16 protein-coding genes are annotated in these 16,085 nt (G+C 74.6%); 12 read left to right on the forward strand and 4 right to left on the reverse strand.

Annotation, left to right across the window (positions count from 1 at the left end; genetic code table 11):
- Positions 1-15 precede the first annotated feature (15 nt).
- The 4 genes from AC27IY_RS13965 (at position 16) to AC27IY_RS13980 (ending at position 3,444) form a co-directional block, all read left to right on the forward strand.
- Positions 16-1,197, forward strand: a complete 1,182-nt coding sequence (locus AC27IY_RS13965; protein WP_487178191.1) for a sensor histidine kinase — start codon at positions 16-18, stop codon at positions 1,195-1,197.
- Positions 1,188-1,832, forward strand: a complete 645-nt coding sequence (locus AC27IY_RS13970) for a response regulator (protein ID WP_487178192.1) — start codon at positions 1,188-1,190, stop codon at positions 1,830-1,832. The genes AC27IY_RS13965 and AC27IY_RS13970 overlap by 10 nt, the downstream gene beginning before the upstream one ends.
- A gap of 85 nt (positions 1,833-1,917) precedes the next feature.
- Entirely contained in the window at positions 1,918-2,727 is an 810-nt protein-coding gene (locus AC27IY_RS13975; RefSeq protein ID WP_364456390.1) for a transglutaminase family protein, read from the forward strand.
- A 93-nt stretch (positions 2,728-2,820) separates the two neighbouring features.
- On the forward strand, positions 2,821-3,444 hold the full coding sequence (locus AC27IY_RS13980; RefSeq protein ID WP_487178193.1) for a sensor histidine kinase: 624 nt from the start codon (positions 2,821-2,823) through the stop codon (positions 3,442-3,444).
- Here AC27IY_RS13980 and AC27IY_RS13985 read toward each other — a convergent pair.
- Positions 3,419-4,942 carry an MFS transporter gene (locus AC27IY_RS13985; protein ID WP_487178194.1) on the reverse strand — a complete coding sequence of 508 codons (1,524 nt, stop codon included), beginning with the start codon at positions 4,940-4,942 and terminating at the stop codon, positions 3,419-3,421. The two genes, AC27IY_RS13980 and AC27IY_RS13985, sit on opposite strands and share 26 nt — an antisense overlap.
- Before the next feature lie 63 nt (positions 4,943-5,005).
- On the opposite strand from AC27IY_RS13985, the gene AC27IY_RS13990 reads away from it, so the two are divergent.
- Positions 5,006-6,037, forward strand: coding sequence for a LysR family transcriptional regulator (locus tag AC27IY_RS13990; protein ID WP_423447530.1), 1,032 nt, complete (start codon positions 5,006-5,008; stop codon positions 6,035-6,037).
- Between the two features lie 4 nt (positions 6,038-6,041).
- Positions 6,042-6,401, forward strand: a complete 360-nt coding sequence (locus AC27IY_RS13995; protein WP_487178195.1) for a hypothetical protein — start codon at positions 6,042-6,044, stop codon at positions 6,399-6,401.
- 12 nt (positions 6,402-6,413) lie between these two features.
- On the opposite strand, the gene AC27IY_RS14000 is transcribed toward AC27IY_RS13995, so the two are convergent.
- Genes AC27IY_RS14000 through AC27IY_RS14010 form a run of 3 tightly spaced genes read right to left on the reverse strand, consistent with a single transcriptional unit; the run spans position 6,414 to position 9,705 of the window.
- Entirely contained in the window at positions 6,414-7,931 is a 1,518-nt protein-coding gene (locus AC27IY_RS14000) for an acyl-CoA synthetase (protein ID WP_423471816.1), read from the reverse strand.
- 38 nt (positions 7,932-7,969) lie between these two features.
- On the reverse strand, positions 7,970-8,923 hold the full coding sequence (locus AC27IY_RS14005) for an adenylate/guanylate cyclase domain-containing protein (protein WP_344205966.1): 954 nt from the start codon (positions 8,921-8,923) through the stop codon (positions 7,970-7,972).
- Between the two features lie 29 nt (positions 8,924-8,952).
- Complete coding sequence (locus AC27IY_RS14010; RefSeq protein WP_344205967.1) at positions 8,953-9,705, reverse strand: FadR/GntR family transcriptional regulator; 753 nt, start codon at positions 9,703-9,705, stop codon at positions 8,953-8,955.
- Between the two features lie 88 nt (positions 9,706-9,793).
- Between AC27IY_RS14010 and AC27IY_RS14015 the strand changes: the two genes are divergently transcribed.
- Genes AC27IY_RS14015 through AC27IY_RS14040 form a run of 6 tightly spaced genes read left to right on the forward strand, consistent with a single transcriptional unit; the run spans position 9,794 to position 16,021 of the window.
- Positions 9,794-11,290, forward strand: coding sequence for an ABC transporter substrate-binding protein (locus AC27IY_RS14015; protein WP_487178196.1), 1,497 nt, complete (start codon positions 9,794-9,796; stop codon positions 11,288-11,290).
- A 7-nt stretch (positions 11,291-11,297) separates the two neighbouring features.
- Positions 11,298-12,236, forward strand: a complete 939-nt coding sequence (locus tag AC27IY_RS14020; protein WP_487178197.1) for an ABC transporter permease — start codon at positions 11,298-11,300, stop codon at positions 12,234-12,236.
- 55 nt (positions 12,237-12,291) lie between these two features.
- Positions 12,292-13,125, forward strand: a complete 834-nt coding sequence (locus AC27IY_RS14025) for an ABC transporter permease (RefSeq protein WP_364456371.1) — start codon at positions 12,292-12,294, stop codon at positions 13,123-13,125.
- The gene (locus AC27IY_RS14030) at positions 13,112-14,041 is read left to right on the forward strand and encodes an ABC transporter ATP-binding protein (RefSeq protein ID WP_487178198.1); all 930 of its coding nucleotides are present in this window, start codon (positions 13,112-13,114) and stop codon (positions 14,039-14,041) included. The genes AC27IY_RS14025 and AC27IY_RS14030 overlap by 14 nt, the downstream gene beginning before the upstream one ends.
- Positions 14,010-14,834, forward strand: a complete 825-nt coding sequence (locus AC27IY_RS14035; RefSeq protein ID WP_364456367.1) for an ATP-binding cassette domain-containing protein — start codon at positions 14,010-14,012, stop codon at positions 14,832-14,834. Before AC27IY_RS14030 ends, AC27IY_RS14035 begins: the two co-directional genes overlap by 32 nt.
- Positions 14,831-16,021 carry a M20 family metallopeptidase gene (locus tag AC27IY_RS14040; protein WP_487178199.1) on the forward strand — a complete coding sequence of 397 codons (1,191 nt, stop codon included), beginning with the start codon at positions 14,831-14,833 and terminating at the stop codon, positions 16,019-16,021. The genes AC27IY_RS14035 and AC27IY_RS14040 overlap by 4 nt, the downstream gene beginning before the upstream one ends.
- Positions 16,022-16,085 lie beyond the last annotated feature (64 nt).

The raw sequence follows: 16,085 nt of genomic DNA on the forward strand, positions 1-16,085 counted from the left end.
CGAGGGAGTGAGCAGGTGACGGAGGGCGCGCGCACGGCCGGCCGGCCTTCCCCGGCGCGGGCGCCCGTCGGGGTGCTGCTCGGCACGGTCACGGGCGTCGCCGGGCTGGCGCTGATCTGCCTGGGCTGGCCCGCGCTCCTCGTCCCCGCCGCCCGTCCCGCCGCAGGGCGGGTCGTCGCGCGGCTGGCGGCGCTCGAACGCGCGCGGCTCGCCCGCTGGTACGGCCACGAGAGCGCAGGGGAGGGCGGGCTCGGGTTCGTCGCCGCGCGGGCCCTGGTCGGCGCGCTCGCCGGGTACGCCTGCTTCAACGCGCTGTTCCTCGCCGTCCTGCTGCTGCTCGGCGGGCTGTGGGACCTCGTGCTCGGCGGCTCGGAGCCGGTGCCGGTCACCCTGCCCGGCGTACGCGTCGTGACCAGCAGCGGCGCGCTCGGCCTGACCGCCGGGCTGGCCGCGCTCACCCTGACCGCCCTGCTGACCCTGGCCGCCGCCGCGCTCGACCGGGCCGTCGCGGCCCGCTTCCTCGGCCCCGACCGCCAGGAACGGCTGCGCCGGCGGGTGGCCGAGCTGACCGCGTCACGTACGGGCATCGTCAGAGCGGTGGACGACGAGCGCCGCCGCATCGAGCGGGACCTGCACGACGGCGTCCAGCAACGCGGCGTCGCCCTCGCCATGCTCCTCGGCCGCGCCCGCCACCAGATCGCCTCGGACGGGGCCGGCCGGGCTCGTGTCGCCGAGCTGATCGACCAGGCCTACACCGAGTCGCGCCGGCTCCTCGACGAGCTGCGCGGCGTGGCCTGGCGCATCTACCCGACGGCCCTGGACGAGCTGGGGCTGCGGGCCGCGCTCGACGGCGCCGCCGAGCGGGCCGGCGTGCCGGTCACCGTCCACTACGGGCTGGCCGGACGGCCGGTCTCCGAGGTCGAGACCGCGCTGTACTTCGTGGCCCGCGAGGCGATCACCAACGCGGTCAAGCACGCCGCCGCCCATGACATCCTGGTGGTGCTGAGCGAGGACGAGCGGACGGTGAGCGTGGCCATCTCTGACGACGGCAGGGGCGGCGCCGACCCGGCGGGCGGCGGGCTGTCCGGCCTGGCCCGGCGGGTGCGGGCCCTCGACGGCGAGCTGAGCGTGCACAGCCCGCCCGGCGGCCCGACGAGGATCATCGCCACGCTGCCCAAGGCGCCCCCGTGCGACTGATCCTGGCCGACGACTCCGTGCTGCTGCGCGAGGGGCTGACGCGGCTGCTCGACGAGGCCGGCCACGAGGTGGTCGCCGCCGTCGCCGACGCGCCCGCGCTGCTCGACGCCGTCGAGCGGCACCGTCCCGACGTGGCCGTGATCGACGTGCGCATGCCGCCCACCCACCGCGACGAGGGGCTGCGAGCCGCCCTGGAGATCCGCGAGCGCCACCCGGAGATCGGCGTGCTCGTCCTGTCCCAGTACGTCGAGCAGCACTCCGCCGCCCGGCTCCTCGCCGGCTCCACCGAAGGGCTCGGCTACCTGCTGAAGGACAGGGTCTCCGAGGTGGCCGAGTTCCTCGACGCGCTGGAGCGGGTCCGGGCCGGCGGCACGGCACTGGACCCGGAGGTCGTACGCAGCCTCCTGGCCCGCGCCACCCGCGCCGACCCGCTGAGCCGGCTCAGCCCGCGCGAGGCCGAGGTGCTGCGCCACCTCGCCGAGGGCCTGACCAACGCCGCCGTCGCCGAGCGCCTGCACGTGTCGCTCAGCACCGTCGAAAAGCACGTCAACGCCGTCATGGACAAGCTCGACCTGCCCCGCGACCCCGGCTACAGCCGCCGGGTGCTCGCCGTCCTGCGCTACCTCGGCGCCTGAGGACCGCTTGTAACATCCGGTGCCGCCCGGCGAAACATCCCTCTCCTACCCTCCGCCGCATGGCGGGCTACAGAGAGGCGATGGCATGGGCTGGCGCTTGAAGGTCTCGCACGTGACGCACGTGGAGTACGACGGCGAGGCGCACTCCTCCTACAACGAGGTCAGGATGACCCCGGCGCACAACGTGCTCTCCAGCCGGGTCACCGTGACCCCGTCCGTCCCCGTCTTCACCTACGAGGACTACTGGGGGACGAAGGTGACCTCGTTCGACGTGATGGAGCCGCACACGTCGCTGACGGTCGAGGCCGTCAGCAGGGTCGAGACGGGCGGGCCGCCCCGGCGCGTGGCGGCCGGTTACGACCCGTCGCTGAAGGAGCTGCTGCGCTCGACCCCGATGACCGCGGTCGGCCCCGAGCTGGAGGAGCTGGCCAGGGTCCAGGCGCTCGGACGCGACCCGCACGCGACGGCCGGGGCGATCTGCGAGATGGTGACGGCACGGGTGGCGTGCCTGCCGGGCGCGGGCGGCGCGCGTACCTCCGCGCAGGAGGCGTGGGACCTCGGCAAGGGCGCCTGCCAGGACCTGGCGCACCTGACGGCGGGCCTGCTGCGCGCCGCCGGGCTGCCCGCCCGCTACGTCTCCGGCTACCTGCACCCGCGGCCCGCCGCCGAGGTCGGCGAGCCGGTGGACGGGCAGAGTCACGCCTGGGTGGAATACTGGGCCGGGCAGTGGCTGCCGCTCGACCCGGCCGGCCGCGGCCACGTCGGCGAGGCGCACGTCGTGGTCGCCCGCGGCCGTGACTACTCCGACGTGCCGCCGCTCAAGGGCGTCCACCGGGGCCCGGCCGGCAGCCGCCAGGAGATCACGGTGACCCTCACCCGGCTCGCCCCCGCCTGACTGCGCACCGCCTCAACGTCTTCTCAACACCGCTCCCCGCATGCTGGCCCCAGCCCCGCCGGGGAGCGGGGGAGCGGCGTCGAGGAGGCCACCATGACCGGCAGGATCGCGAACGAATGGGCGAGCGGGACCGCCAGCGGGCTCACGGGCGGGTTCGGGGGCGGGCCCACCGGAGGGTCCACGGGCAGGCTCGGGCGCGGGTCCACCGGCGGGCTCTTCGGTGGGTCCACCGGCGGGCCCACCGGAGGGTCCACGGGCGGGCTCGGGCGCGGGTCCACCGGCGGGCTCTTCGGTGGGTCCACCGGCGAGCCCGCCGGCGGGTCCGCGGGCGGGTTCTCCGGCGGGCTCGCGGCGGAGTTGCGGCGCTGCCTGGCCGAGTGGTCGCGGCGGACGGGGATCGCCGTCGAGACGTGGGCCCTGCCTGCGGGCGACGTCCCGCCGCGGGCCGCCCGCGCCGTGCCGGCCGCGCTCCGCGAGGCCCTGACGCTGGCCGGACGCGAGACGGCGGCGGTCTCGCTCGTGTCGGTCGCGGTGACCAGCGGCGATCGCGGCCTGCGCATGACGGTCAGCGACAACGGCGCGGGCCTGCCCGTGGATGAGCGTGGGCCGGAGGTCACGGCCATGCGGGCCGCCTTCGCCGCGGCGGGCGGCACGATCTCGGTGCACGCGGTGCCCGGCGAGGGCACGACCGTCACCGGCGTGTTGCCTCCGCGGTGACCCGGACGCCGCGGTCCGTGAGCGCCGTGGCACGGGCGCGGCCGCTGGTGAGGACGACGGCGAGGGCGGCGAGCAGGAGCCAGGCGGTGGTCAGCGCGATGAGCCACGGCCAGCCCGCGCGCCCGTACACCACGCTGCCCACGGTGCCGCCCGCGCCGCTGCCCAGGTAGTAGCAGAGGGTGTAGAGCCCGGCGGCCCGCCCCCGGGTGCGGGGCGACGCCTGCGCGGTCACCCAGGCGTTGGCGATGGCGTGCGCCGCGAAGAACCCGGCCGTCAGCACGGCGAACCCCAGGGCGATCATCGGCAGCGCCGGGTGCAGGGTCAGCGCCGACCCCGCGACGGTGACGAGCAGCGCGGTCACCAGCGCCGCCGTCCGCCCGAAGCGCCCCGCCAGCCGCCCGGCCGCCGCCGACGACACGGTGCCCATCGCGTACGACAGGAACACCAGGGACGCCGCGGCGGGGGCGAGCGACAGCGGCGGCGCCGCCAGCCGGAACCCGGCCGCGTTGTAGAGCGCCACGAACGCCCCCATGGCCAGCGCCCCCACCGCACAGGGCACCCACACCCCAACCCCAAGCGCCCCCCGAGCCCCACCCGCAGAACGCTCCTGCCGGGCGCCCGCGCCCGCGCCTGCGTCCGTGCCCGCGCCCGTGCCCGTGCCCGTGCCCGTGCCTGCGCCCGTGCCCGTGCCTGCGCCCGTGCCCGTGCCTGCGCCCGTGCCCGTGCCTGTGCCCGCGCTCGTGCCTGTGCCCGCGCTCGTGCCTGTGCCTGTGCCCGCGCCTGTGCCTGTGCCTGTGCTCGTGCCTGCGCCCGCGGCCGTGCTCGCGCCCTTCCCCACTCCCGTGTCCGTCCTCGGGAGGGTCAGGGCCGCGAACAGGGCGCAGGCCAGCGCCACCGCCGCCACCACGGCCAGGGACCCGTGCCAGCCCAGAGGCGCGGCGGCGAAACCGGTGCCGAGCCGGCCGAGCATGCCGCCCACCGAGTTCCCGGCGATCATCGCGCCGACCGCCGCCGCGAGCCGCTTCGTCCCCAGCGCGTCCGCCAGGTACGCCGCCGCCACCCCCGCGAACCCGGCGATCGCCACCCCCTGCACGGCCCGCATGCCGAGCAGCACGGGGAACGTCGGCGCGAGCGGCAGCAGCAGCCCGAGCACCGCCGACACGAGCACCGACCACACGATCACCCGCCGCCGCCCGACCCGCTCGGCCAGCGCCGCGACCGGCAGCACCGCGACGGCGAGCGCCCCCGTGGCCACGCCGACGGCCAGCGACGCGCTCCCGGGGTCCAGCCGGAACCCCTCGGCGAGCTGCGGCAGCACCGGCTGCGGCGCGTAGAGCAGCGCGAACGACGACAGCCCGCCCGCCGCGACGGCCGCGCTGACCCGCCGCGTCCCGCCGGCGCCCGGTGTCCCGGCCACGCCCGGCGTCCCGGCCGCGCCCGGCGTGCTGCCGCCGGGCGCGGCGTCGTTCTGAACCTGCTGCCGCTCGCGAAGAACCATGCCGTCAACGCTAAGCAAAGCTAATAAATGCGTCCAATACCGCGATGGCCGATAATTCATACCGTGACGCATGAATCGCCCGACGCCGCCGACGACCGGCTCGCCGCCCACCTGGCGCCCGCGCTCGCCCTGCTCGCCGCCGTCGGCGAGACCGGCCACGTGACCCGCGCCGCCGAACAGCTCGGCATCCCGCAGCCCACCGCCAGCCGCCGCCTCGCCGCCCTGTCCGACCTGGTCGGCGCGCCGCTGCTGCTCCCGTCCGGCCGCGGCATCCGGCTGACCAGGGCGGGCCGTACGCTGGCCGCCGCCTCCGGCCGCGCGCTCGGCGCGCTCGCCACGGCCGCCCGCGAGGTGCGGGAGGAGATCGACCCGGCCAGCGGGCGCGTCGTCCTCGGCTTCCTGCACCTGCTCGGCCGCACGCTCGTGCCGTCGCTCATCCGGCGCTTCCGCGAGCGCAACCCCGGCGTGCGCTTCAGCCTGGCGCAGGGCTCGCGCCAGGACATGCTGCGCGCCCTCCGCGAGGGCGACATCGACCTGGTCTTCGTCGCCCCCATGCCGCTCGGCGACCCCGACCTCGCCGGACGGCCGCTCGCCGACCAGGAGCTGGTGCTGGCCGTACCCCCGGGCCACCGCCTCGCCGGGCGGGCTCGGGTGCGGGCGGCGGAGCTGGAGGGGGAGGAACTGGTGACGCTGGAGCACGGGTACGGACTCCGCCAGATCACCGACGACCTGTGCGCGGCGGCCGGGTTCGAGCCTCGCATCGCCTTCGAGGGCCAGGAGTCGGAGACCGTCCGCGGCCTGGTGGCAGCGGGCCTCGGCGTGGCCATCCTCCCCCGCACCGACCCCGGCCCGGCGGCACTCCCGCGCACCGGCCCTGGCCGGGCCGCGCCGTCACGGAGCGACCCGGGGCCCGCCGTCGCCGGGGTCGTGGAGGTTCCTCTGTCGCCGTCGTTGTTCCGGACGATCGGGGTGTGCTGGGTGGCGGGGGAGCGCCTGACCCCCGCCGCCCGCGCCTTCCGTGACCACGCCTGTGCCGCGCCCCTGGACCTCGGCCCGGGGTTCCGCCCGCCCACCGTCCCGGGCACGGCAGACTGACCCCATGACGCATGAGACCTCGGCGATCGCCCATGGCTCGCACGACGGGGACGCGGGCGTGCCGGGCTCGCTGGCGAGGGTGCTCGCCGACGTGACCGCCGAGCGGGCCGCGCAGGACGCCAGGTTCGGCATGCAGCAGCTGCCCGACGGCACCGGCGGCGCCGACGCGGCCGCCCGCGCCGCCGCGGCCTGCGACGAGACGGACGCCGCGGACCGCGCCGGCACGCTCACCTGGCGGCACATCCTGGCCGAGGAGGTGCTGGAGGCGTTCGCCGAGACCGATCCCGACCGGCTGCGCGCCGAGCTGGTCCAGGTCGCGGCCGTCGCCGTCAAGTGGATGCAGGCCATCGACCGCCGCCCGTGACGGGAGCAGACCTCAGAACGCCTCGCGCAGCTCCCGCTTCAGCACCTTGCCCGAGGCGTTCTTCGGCAGCGCCGCCACGAACGTCACCCGCTTCGGCGTCTTGAACGGCGCCAGCCGCTCCCGCAGGAACGCGACCAGCTCCTCCTCGGTGACCGAGGCCCCGTCGCGCACCACCACGGCCGCGGTCACCGCCTCGATCCACCGCTCGTCCGGCACCCCGAACACGGCCGCCTCCGCCACCGCCGGATGCTGGTAGATGGCCTCCTCGACCTCGCGGCTCGCCACGTTCTCGCCGCCGGTCTTGATCATGTCCTTCTTGCGGTCCACCACGGACAGGTAGCCGTCGGCGTCCATCACGCCGAGGTCGCCGCTGTGGAACCAGCCGCCGCGGAACGCCTCGGCGGTCTTGTCCGGGTCGTTCCAGTAGCCGAGCATGGCGTGCGGGCTGCGGTGCACGATCTCGCCCACCACGCCGGGCGGCACCGGCCGGTCCTCGTCGTCGACGATCCTCGTCTCGACGTTCAGCGCGGGCCGGCCCGCCGAGCCGAGCCGGGTGAGCTGCTCGTCGGGGCCGAGGATGGTGGCGACCGGGGCCATCTCGGTCTGGCCGTAGAAGTTGAACAGCCGCACCTGGGGCAGCCGGGCCGCGATCTCCTTCAGCACCTCCACCGGCATGATGGAGGCGCCGTAGTAGCCCTTGCGCAGCGACGACAGGTCGCGCCGGTCGAAGTCGGGGTGGCGCAGCAGGCCGATCCAGACCGTCGGCGGGCAGAACAGCTTGGTCGCCCGCTCGGCCTCCACGGCGGCCAGGATCGCGCCGGGGTCGGCGCCGGGCAGCACGATGTTGGTGGCCCCGAGGTAGATGCCGGGCGTCAGGAAGCAGTGGAGCTGGGCGCAGTGGTAGAGCGGCAGGGCGTGCACCTCGACGTCGTCGTGGCGCATCTCGCCGTCCACGACGCAGGTGACGTACTGGGCGATGAGGCCGCGGCTGGACAGCGTCGCGCCCTTGGGCCGCGACTCGGTGCCGCTGGTGTACATGAGCTGGATCGGGTCGTCGTCGGCGATCTCGGCGGCCGGCTCGCCGTCGTCGTCGTGCGCGGCCCACTCGTCGAAGGGCTCCCACCCCGCGTACGAGCCGATGACCCCGCGCACCCGTACCCGCTCGCCCGCCGCCGCGGCGGCCACCGGGGCCAGCGCCTCCTCCACGAGCAGCCCGATCGCGCCGGAGTGCTCCAGGATGTAGCCGACCTCGTCGGACTTCAGCATGAAGTTGATCGGCACGGAGACGGCCCCCAGCCGGGCCAGCGCGAAGTACGCCATCACGAACGCGTCGTTGTTGTGGCTGAGCACGGCGAACCTGTCGCCCTTGCCGACGCCGCGCGCGGCCAGGGCGTTGGCCACCCGGTTCACGGCCCGGTCGAGGTCGGCGTAGCTGTGCCGCCGGTCGCCGTGCACGAGCGCGGTCTTGGCGGGGTGACGGGCGGCCGAGCGCCGCAGCAGGTCACCGATGGCATGCTGGCGAGTGGTCAAGGGGCACCCCTCAATGAGCAGAACGATGTTCGGTGATCCTAACCCCGCGACACCGTGAACGGCGCGAGCTCGCCCAGCCCCCGCACCGACAGCCGGTTGACCTCCCGCAGCCGGAAGGCCCGGTCGCCCTCCAGCTCCTCGGCCATCTCGGGCCCGGCCAGGATCGTTCCAGGGAGCGCCAGCGCGGTCAGCCGGCTGGCCAGGTTGACCGTGGTGCCGAACACGTCGCCCATCCGCCAGATCACCGGCCCGGTGGCGAGGCCCACCCGCAGCTCCGGCATGCCCTTGGCGCGCGGGTGCTCCACCAGCCGCAGCGCGATCTCGGCCACCACGTGCGCCTTGTCGGCCACGAACAGCACCGAGTCGCCGAGCGTCTTGACCACCCGCCCGCCGCCGGAGGTGACGATGTCGGCCGAGGTGCCCTCGAACCTGTCGATCAGCCGGGCCAGCTCGCTGCCGGTGATCTGCCTGCTCAGCCGGGTGAAGGCCACCAGGTCGGCGAAGCCCACCGACAGGCGTACCGCGCTCATGTCCTGCTCGGCGATGCGGCCGGCGGCCGCCGCGAGCTGCCGCTGCCAGGCGTAGACCAGCAGCCGCGCGAGCTCGGGCACCACCTTCTCGGCCCGCCGCCGCCAGGCCCGCGGCCGGTCGGCGAGCGGCACCCCGGCCTGGTCCAGCTCCTCCACGCCCAGCTCGGCCTGCGACTCGGCGAGGCGGGCCGTGGCCCGGCCGAGCGAGCGGGCCATCAGCAGCACGTGCTCCTCGTCGTAGAGTCCGGAGCTGACCATGCCGATCATGGTCTTCAGCGCCTCGACGTCGGAGTCGGTGAACTCGACGGCGTCGTCGGCCACGTTCGCGAAGCCGAGGGCGCGCCAGAACCGCCGCGCGCGATAGACCGGAACCCCCGCCATCTCGGCGACCTGGTGGCTGGTGTATCGGCGCGGCTCGCGCAGAAACGCCTCAATCAGCCCGTCCCCATCCACGCGCCCCACGGGGGAAACATAACACCCTGTGGGGCAAATCACTCCAGAAGCGCCCTTAGGGCGGCGCGTTCCTCGGCCGGAAGGTGGCCCGCGTAGTAGTCGTACATCGACTGCCGGGTCAGCCGGGCGGCCAGCGGGCCGTCGCCGGCGCGCAGGGCGGCGATGACGTCCTCGTGGTGGGCGACGCCGCGGCGCATCAGCGCCTCCCGGTCCGGCGCCCGCGCGAGCCGGTCCTCGACGAGGCCGGCCATGACGGCGCGGACCACGTCCGTGCAGACCTGGATGAGCTTGTTGCCGCCGGCCCGCGCCACAGCGTCGTGGAAGGCGGCGTCGGCCGCGCCGAAAGCGGCCGCATCGGCGGCGTCGGCCGCCTTCATGTCGTCCACCGCCGCCGCCATCTCCGCCAGGTGCTCCTCGGTGCGCAGGCGCGCGGCGAGCAGCACCGCCGTCGCGTCCAGCACCATCCGGAACTGCACCAGCTCGCCCAGCGACAGCTCCGACACCCGGGCCAGCGTGGTCATCGACTTCTTCAGCACGACGGGGGAGAACGGCAGCACCTCCGCGCCGTTGGGGTCGCCGGGGCGCGAGCGGACCAGGCCGCGCGCCTGCAGCACCCGCAGCGCCTCGCGCACCGTGGAGCGGCCGACCGAGAACTGCACCATCAGCTCCCGCTCGCTCGGCAGCCGCTCGCCCGGGGTCAGCGCCCCGCTCTCCACGGCCTCCTCGATCTGCTCCACGACCCGCTCGTACGCCCGCACGGCGCGCACCGGCTCGAACCGCGGACCACCCATGGACGCCCCCTTGACCCGAACCGCCGCACACTGGCAGTGTGCGTAGCCTACTGGTCAGACCAGTGCACTAGCCAGGAGGCGGCAAGACATGAGGCGCATCGGGATCTGGATCGCCGTGGGCGGTCTCCTGCTGGGCACCGCCGCGTGCGGCGGCGGCTCCGGAGGCGGTCCGGGCGCCGGGGGCACGCCCAAGGCCGCGTCGCTGTCGGTCGGCGCCGTCGCCGAGCCCGCGAACCTGGACTTCACCTCCACCGAAGGCGCCGCGATCCCGCAGGCGCTGCTCGTCAACGTGTACGAGGGCCTGGTCAAGCTCGACCAGAACGGGAAGATCGTCCCCCTGCTGGCCGAGAAGTGGGACGTCTCCGGCGACCGCAGGACCTACACCTTCACCCTGCGCCCCGGCGTGAAGTTCAGCAGCGGCGCCCCGTTCACCGCCGACGACGTGGTCTTCTCCCTCGACCGGGTCAGGACCGACTGGAAGCTCAAGATCAAGGCCCAGCTCGACGTCGTCGACAAGGTCGAGAAGAAGGACGACACGACCGCCGTCGTCACGCTCAAGCGCCCCAGCAACGGCTTCCTGTACGCGATGGCGACCAGGCTCGGCGCGATGTTCAGCCGCACCGGCGTCGCCGACCTGCCCAACAAGCCCGTCGGCACCGGCCCGTACGTGCTCGGCGCCTGGCGGCGCGGCGACTCCATCCGGCTCGACGCCAACCCCGCATACTGGGGGACGAAGCCGGCCCTGTCGTCGGTCACGCTGAAGTACTTCAAGGACGCCACGGCGATGAACAACGCGCTGCTCACCGGCGGCATCGACGTCATCTCCAGCGTCCAGGCCCCCGAGTCGCTGCAGCAGTTCGCCGACCCGAACCGCTTCCAGGTCATCGAGGGCACCACCAACGGCGAGGTCGTGCTGTCGATGAACAACGGCCGCCCGCCCTTCGACGACAAGAGCGTGCGCCAGGCCGTCCGGCACGCCATCGACCACAAGGCGCTGCTCGACACCGCCTGGGCCGGGCGCGGCCAGCTCATCGGCTCGATGACGCCGCCCACCGACCCCTGGTACGAGGACCGCACCGGCGACTACCCCTACGACCCGGCCAAGGCCAGGCAACTGCTCGGCGGCAAGACCTACACCGTCAAGATGCGCATCCCCAACCTGCCGTACGCGGTGGCGAGCGCCCAGGTCGTCAAGTCGCAGCTCGCGCAGGTGGGCATCACGGCCGACATCGAGCCGCTGGAGTTCCCCGCCCGCTGGCTCGACCAGGTGTTCACCAAGGGCGACTACGACCTGTCGATCATCAACCACGTCGAGCCCCGTGACATGGGCATCTTCGCCGACAAGTCCTACTATTTCCGCTACGACAACCCCGAGTTCGGCAAGCTCCTCGCCGCCGCCGACGAGGGGACCGAGCAGGAGCAGACCGACGCGCTCAAGCAGGCCGCCAAGCTGCTGTCCGACGACGCCGCCGCCGACTGGCTCTTCCTGTTCCCCAACCTGATCGTGGCCAAGAAGGGCGTCACCGGCCTGCCGCAGAACGCCATCGCCGAGTCCTTCGACTTCACCGCGCTCGCCAAGCAGTGACCCCCGCATGACCCTCTACCTGGTCAAACGCCTGGCGGTGCTGGTGGCGAGCACCGCCGTGGCGGGGGTCGTCGTCTTCGCCTTCATGGCGCTGCTGCCCGGCGACCCGGCCGAGATCGCCCTCGGCGTCAACGCCACCCCGGAGGCCGTCGCCGAGCTGCGCGCGTGGTTCGGCACCGACCGGCCGCCGGTGACGCAGTTCCTCGACTGGTTCGGCGGCCTCGCCCAGGGCGACTTCGGCGTCTCCTACGTCACCAGCGCCCCCATCGGCCCGCAGATCTCCGACCGGCTCGGCGTGACCGCCGTGCTCGTGCTCGGCGGCATGGCCGTCGCGCTGGCCGTCGCGGTGCCGCTCGGCACGTACGCCGCCGTCCACCACCGCGACCCGCTCGGCGCGGCCGTCAGCGCGCTCAGCCAGGTCGGCATCGCCGTCCCCGCGTTCCTCGCCGGCATCCTGCTGGTGTTCGTCTTCGCCGTGCAGGCCCAGGCGCTGCCCTCCGGCGGCTACGTCCCGCTCGCCGAGGACCCGGGGGAGTGGCTGCGGAGCCTGCTGCTGCCGTGGCTGTCGCTCGGCCTGGTGCAGGGCGCCGTACTGACCCGGTACGTGCGCAGCGCCGTCCTCGACGTGCTGCGCGAGGACTACCTGCGCACCGCCCGCGCCAAGGGCCGCGGCCGCACCGGCGCGCTGTGGCGGCACGGCCTGCGCAACGCCTCCGTCCCCGTCGTCACCGTGCTCGGGCTGCAACTGGCCACGCTGCTCATCGGCGCGGTCGTGGTCGAGCGGGTCTTCGTCATCCCCGGGCTCGGCGACCTGCTGCTCAACGGCGTCGCCGGGCGCGACCTGCTGCTCGTCCAGGGCGTGGTGATGGTGCTGGTGGCGGCCGTGCTGCTGATCAACTTCGTGGTGGACGTCGCCTACCACCTGCTCGACCCGAGGCTGCGATGAAGACGGCTGCGATGAAGAGGGCCGCGATGAAGAGGGCCGCGACGAGAGGGCTGCCATGAGAGGCCGGCTCAACGCGGGGCTCGTCGCCGGCGGCGCGCTCGTCGCCGTCGTGGTGCTGACCGCGCTGGTGTCGTTCGTGTGGACGCCGTACGACCCCACCCTCGTCGACGCCGCGGCCAAGCTGCACGAGCCCGGCGGCGGCCACCTCCTCGGCGCCGACAAGTTCGGCCGCGACACGCTCAGCCAGCTCATGGTCGGCGCCCGCACCACCCTCTATGTCGGCGTCGTCGCCGTCGGCATCGCCGCGCTGCTCGGCACCCCGCTCGGCGTGCTCGCCGGGATGACGCCGCGCGGCTGGCTGTCGGAGCTGGTCATGCGGGTCAACGACCTCGTCTTCGCCTTCCCCGCGCTGCTGCTGGCCGTCATGCTCGGCGCGGTGTACGGGGCCGGGACGCTCACCGCGATGATCGCCATCGGGGTGGCCACGGTGCCCGCCTTCGCCCGGGTGGCCCGCGCCGCCACGCTCCAGGTCATGGTCACCGACTACGTGCTCGCCGCCCGCGCCGCAGGCCGCCGCGCCGGCGCCGTCGCGCTGCGGCACGTGCTGCCGAACATCTCCTCCGTGCTCATCGTCCAGGCGTCGGTGTCGTTCGCCATCGCCATCCTGGCCGAGGCGGCGCTGTCGTTCCTCGGCTTCGGCACCCGCCCGCCCACCCCCTCCTGGGGACGGATGCTCCAGGAGTCGCAGGAGCTGCTGTTCTCCACCCCGCGCCTCGCGCTGTGGCCCGGCCTGGCCATCGCGCTCGCCGTGCTCGGCTTCAACCTGCTCGGCGACGGCCTGCGCGACTTCCTCGACCCCAAGCTGAGGAGGATCCGTGCTGACGGTTGACGGGCTCACGGTTGACGGGCTCGGCGTACGGGCCGGCGACACCGACCTGGTGCATGAGGTGTCGTTCTCGATCGGGCCGGGCGAGCGGGTCGGGCTGATCGGCGAGTCAGGCTCCGGCAAGTCGCTGACCGCACTGTCGCTCATGGGCCTGCTGCCCGAAGGCGTCACCGCCACCGGGCGGGCCACGCTCGCCGGGCACGACCTGATCGGCGTGCCGGAGAGCCGCCTCAAGCGGCTGCGCGGCCGGGACCTGTCGATGGTCTTCCAGGAGCCCATGACCGCGCTCAACCCGCTCATGCGGGTCGGCGCCCAGGTCGCCGAGGTCATGACCCTGCACGGCCGGGGCCGCCGCGAGGCCCGCGCCCGCGCCGTCGAGCTCCTCGAACGGGTGCGGCTGCCCGAGCCCGCGCAGCTCGCCCGCGCCTACCCCCACCAGCTCTCCGGCGGGCAGCGCCAGCGCGTCATGCTCGCCATCGCCCTCGCCAACGAGCCCGCGCTGCTCATCTGCGACGAGCCCACCACCGCGCTCGACGTCACCGTGCAGAAGCGGATGCTCGACCTCATCGCCGAGGTCGCGCCCGCGCTGCTGTTCATCACCCACGACCTCGCCGTGGTCGCCGCCGTCTGCGAGCGGGTCCTCGTCATGTACGGCGGCCGCGTCGTCGAGTCCGGCCCCATCCGCGAGGTGTTCACCCGGCCCCGCCACCGCTACACCGAAGGGCTGCTGGCCGCCTCCCGGCTCACCCCGCGCGGCACCCGCCTGCCCACCATCAGCGGCAGCGTCCCCGCGGCCGGGCACTTCCCCGGCGGCTGCGTGTTCAGGAACCGCTGCCCGCACGCCGACGCGCTCTGCGAGACGGTCCCCGCGCTGACAGGAGAAGGCCATGCCCACGCATGCCGGCACCCCGCGGGCTGACCGTCCCGGCGAGCCCCTGATCGAGGCCCGCGGGCTGAGCCGCGTCTACCGCCGCCCCCGCACCTCGCTGCTGCGGCCGGGCGCCGCCGTCCACGCCTTGCGCGACGTCTCGCTGACCGTAGCCAAGGGCGAGCGGTACGGCATCGTCGGCGAGTCAGGCTCCGGCAAGTCCACCCTGCTGCGCCTGCTGTGCGCGCTCGACCGGCCCACCGCCGGCACCATCGCCTTCGACGGCCGGCCGGTCACCGGCCGGCCCGAGCGCGACCTGCGCTTCCTGCGGGAGAACCTGCAGATCGTCTTCCAGGACCCGATGAGCTCGCTCGACCCCCGGATGCGGGTGCGCGACCTCGTCGCCGAGCCGCTCGTCGCCCTCGGCCTGCCCGTCGGCGGGCGGGTCGCCGAGCTGCTGGACGCGGTCGGCCTGCCCGCCGGGGCCGCCGACCGCTACCCGCACCAGTTCTCCGGCGGGCAGCGCCAGCGCATCGCCATCGCCCGCGCCCTCGCGCCCCGCCCGAAGGCGCTGGTCGCCGACGAGCCCGTCAGCGCACTGGACGTCTCCGTACGCGGGCAGATACTCAACCTGCTGGCCGACCTCGTCGACGAGCTCGGACTGACGCTCGTGTTCGTCTCGCACGACCTGTCCGTGGTGCGCCACGTGTGCGAGACGGTCGCGGTCATGCACCACGGCGAGATCGTCGAGAGCGGGCCGGTGGACGACGTGTGGGCCGCGCCCGCGCACCCCTACACGCGGGCGCTGCTGGAGGCCGTACCGACGCTGGAGGATCTGACGTGATCGAGGTGGATGCCGCCGGAGTGGTGGAGTTCACGCGGGAGCTGGTGCGCGTCCCCAGCACCAACGACCCGGGGCGGCGCGAGCGGGCCGCCGCCGAGCTGGTCGCCGAGCGGATGCGTTCGTGGGGCTGGGAGCCCGCCTGGTACGAGGTGGAGCCCGACCGGCCCAACGTGGTGGCCGTGGTCGAGGGCGGCGGCGGCGAAGGGCCGACGCTGATGTTCGAGGGCCACACCGACGTCGTCACCGAGGGCGACCTGTCGGAGTGGACCGTCGACCCGTTCGGCGGCGAGCTGCGCGACGGCCGGCTGTGGGGGAGGGGCAGCGCCGACATGAAGTCCGGCCTGGCCGCCACGCTGTACGCCACCCGCGCCCTGCAGCTCGCCGGACCGTTCCCCGGCCGGATCAAGGTGTGCGCGCTGGCCGACGAGGAAGGGCTCATGATCGGCGCCCACCACTTCGTCGCCGAAGGGCTCGCCGCCGACGTGGACGGCGCCATCGTCGCCGAGCCCGAGGCCGGCGAGATCTGCGCCGTCGCCAAGGGCGCGCTGCGGCTGCGCGTGGACCTCACCGGCAAGATGGCGCACGGCGCGATGCCGCAGCACGGCCGCAACCCGATCGCCGCCGCGGGGCCGCTGCTCGTGGGGCTCGCCGAGCTGCAGGAGGAGCTGCAGCGCCGGCACCCGGCCCACGTGCACCTCGGCGAGGTGTACGTCACGCCGACCGTGCTGCGGGCCGGCTCGGACGAGCAGGTCAACGTCATCCCCGCCACCGCGTCCGTCTTCGTGGACGTGCGGACGGTGCCCGGCGTCGGGCACCGGGACGTCGCCGGCCGGGTGGCCGCGCTCGCCGCCCGCTCCGTCCGCTCTGTCCGCGACGGGATCGCCGCCGAGGTGTCGGTGCTGGTGGACCGGCCGCCCGTGGACGTGCCCGTGACCGACCCGGTGGTGGCCGCGCTGGCCGCCGCCCACCGGACGGTCACGGGGGAGGAGCCGGTGTACGGCGGGGTGCCCGGCTCGACCGACGGCACCGTGCTCACGCACTGGGGCGGCGTCCCGTCGGTCGTGTACGGGCCGGGCGGCAAGTGGATCGCCCACCAGGCCGACGAGTACGTGGAGGTCGAGGAGATCGTCCGCTGCACCCGCGTCTTCGCCGAGGCCGCCCGCCGCTTCCTCACGGGCGACCACTGACGCGCTCGGTTCGCCCGGTCCCGGTCGGGGCGGTCTCGGTTTGGGGCGGTCCCAGTTGGGGCGG

It is taken from the genome of Nonomuraea sp. B208 (assembly GCF_057536035.1).

Excerpts from the sequence above, each read along its gene's own strand:
- AC27IY_RS13980 (WP_487178193.1), top strand. The coding sequence starts at position 2,821 with ATGACCGGCAGGATCGCGAACGAATGGGCGAGCGGGACCGCCAGCGGG.
- AC27IY_RS14025 (WP_364456371.1), top strand. The coding sequence starts at position 12,292 with ATGAGAGGCCGGCTCAACGCGGGGCTCGTCGCCGGCGGCGCGCTCGTC.
- AC27IY_RS14010 (WP_344205967.1), bottom strand. The coding sequence starts at position 9,705 with ATGGGTGGTCCGCGGTTCGAGCCGGTGCGCGCCGTGCGGGCGTACGAG.
- AC27IY_RS14020 (WP_487178197.1), top strand. The coding sequence starts at position 11,298 with ATGACCCTCTACCTGGTCAAACGCCTGGCGGTGCTGGTGGCGAGCACC.
- AC27IY_RS13975 (WP_364456390.1), top strand. The coding sequence starts at position 1,918 with ATGGGCTGGCGCTTGAAGGTCTCGCACGTGACGCACGTGGAGTACGAC.
- AC27IY_RS13985 (WP_487178194.1), bottom strand. The coding sequence starts at position 4,942 with ATGGTTCTTCGCGAGCGGCAGCAGGTTCAGAACGACGCCGCGCCCGGC.
- AC27IY_RS14015 (WP_487178196.1), top strand. The coding sequence starts at position 9,794 with ATGAGGCGCATCGGGATCTGGATCGCCGTGGGCGGTCTCCTGCTGGGC.
- AC27IY_RS13995 (WP_487178195.1), top strand. The coding sequence starts at position 6,042 with ATGACGCATGAGACCTCGGCGATCGCCCATGGCTCGCACGACGGGGAC.
- AC27IY_RS14035 (WP_364456367.1), top strand. The coding sequence starts at position 14,010 with ATGCCCACGCATGCCGGCACCCCGCGGGCTGACCGTCCCGGCGAGCCC.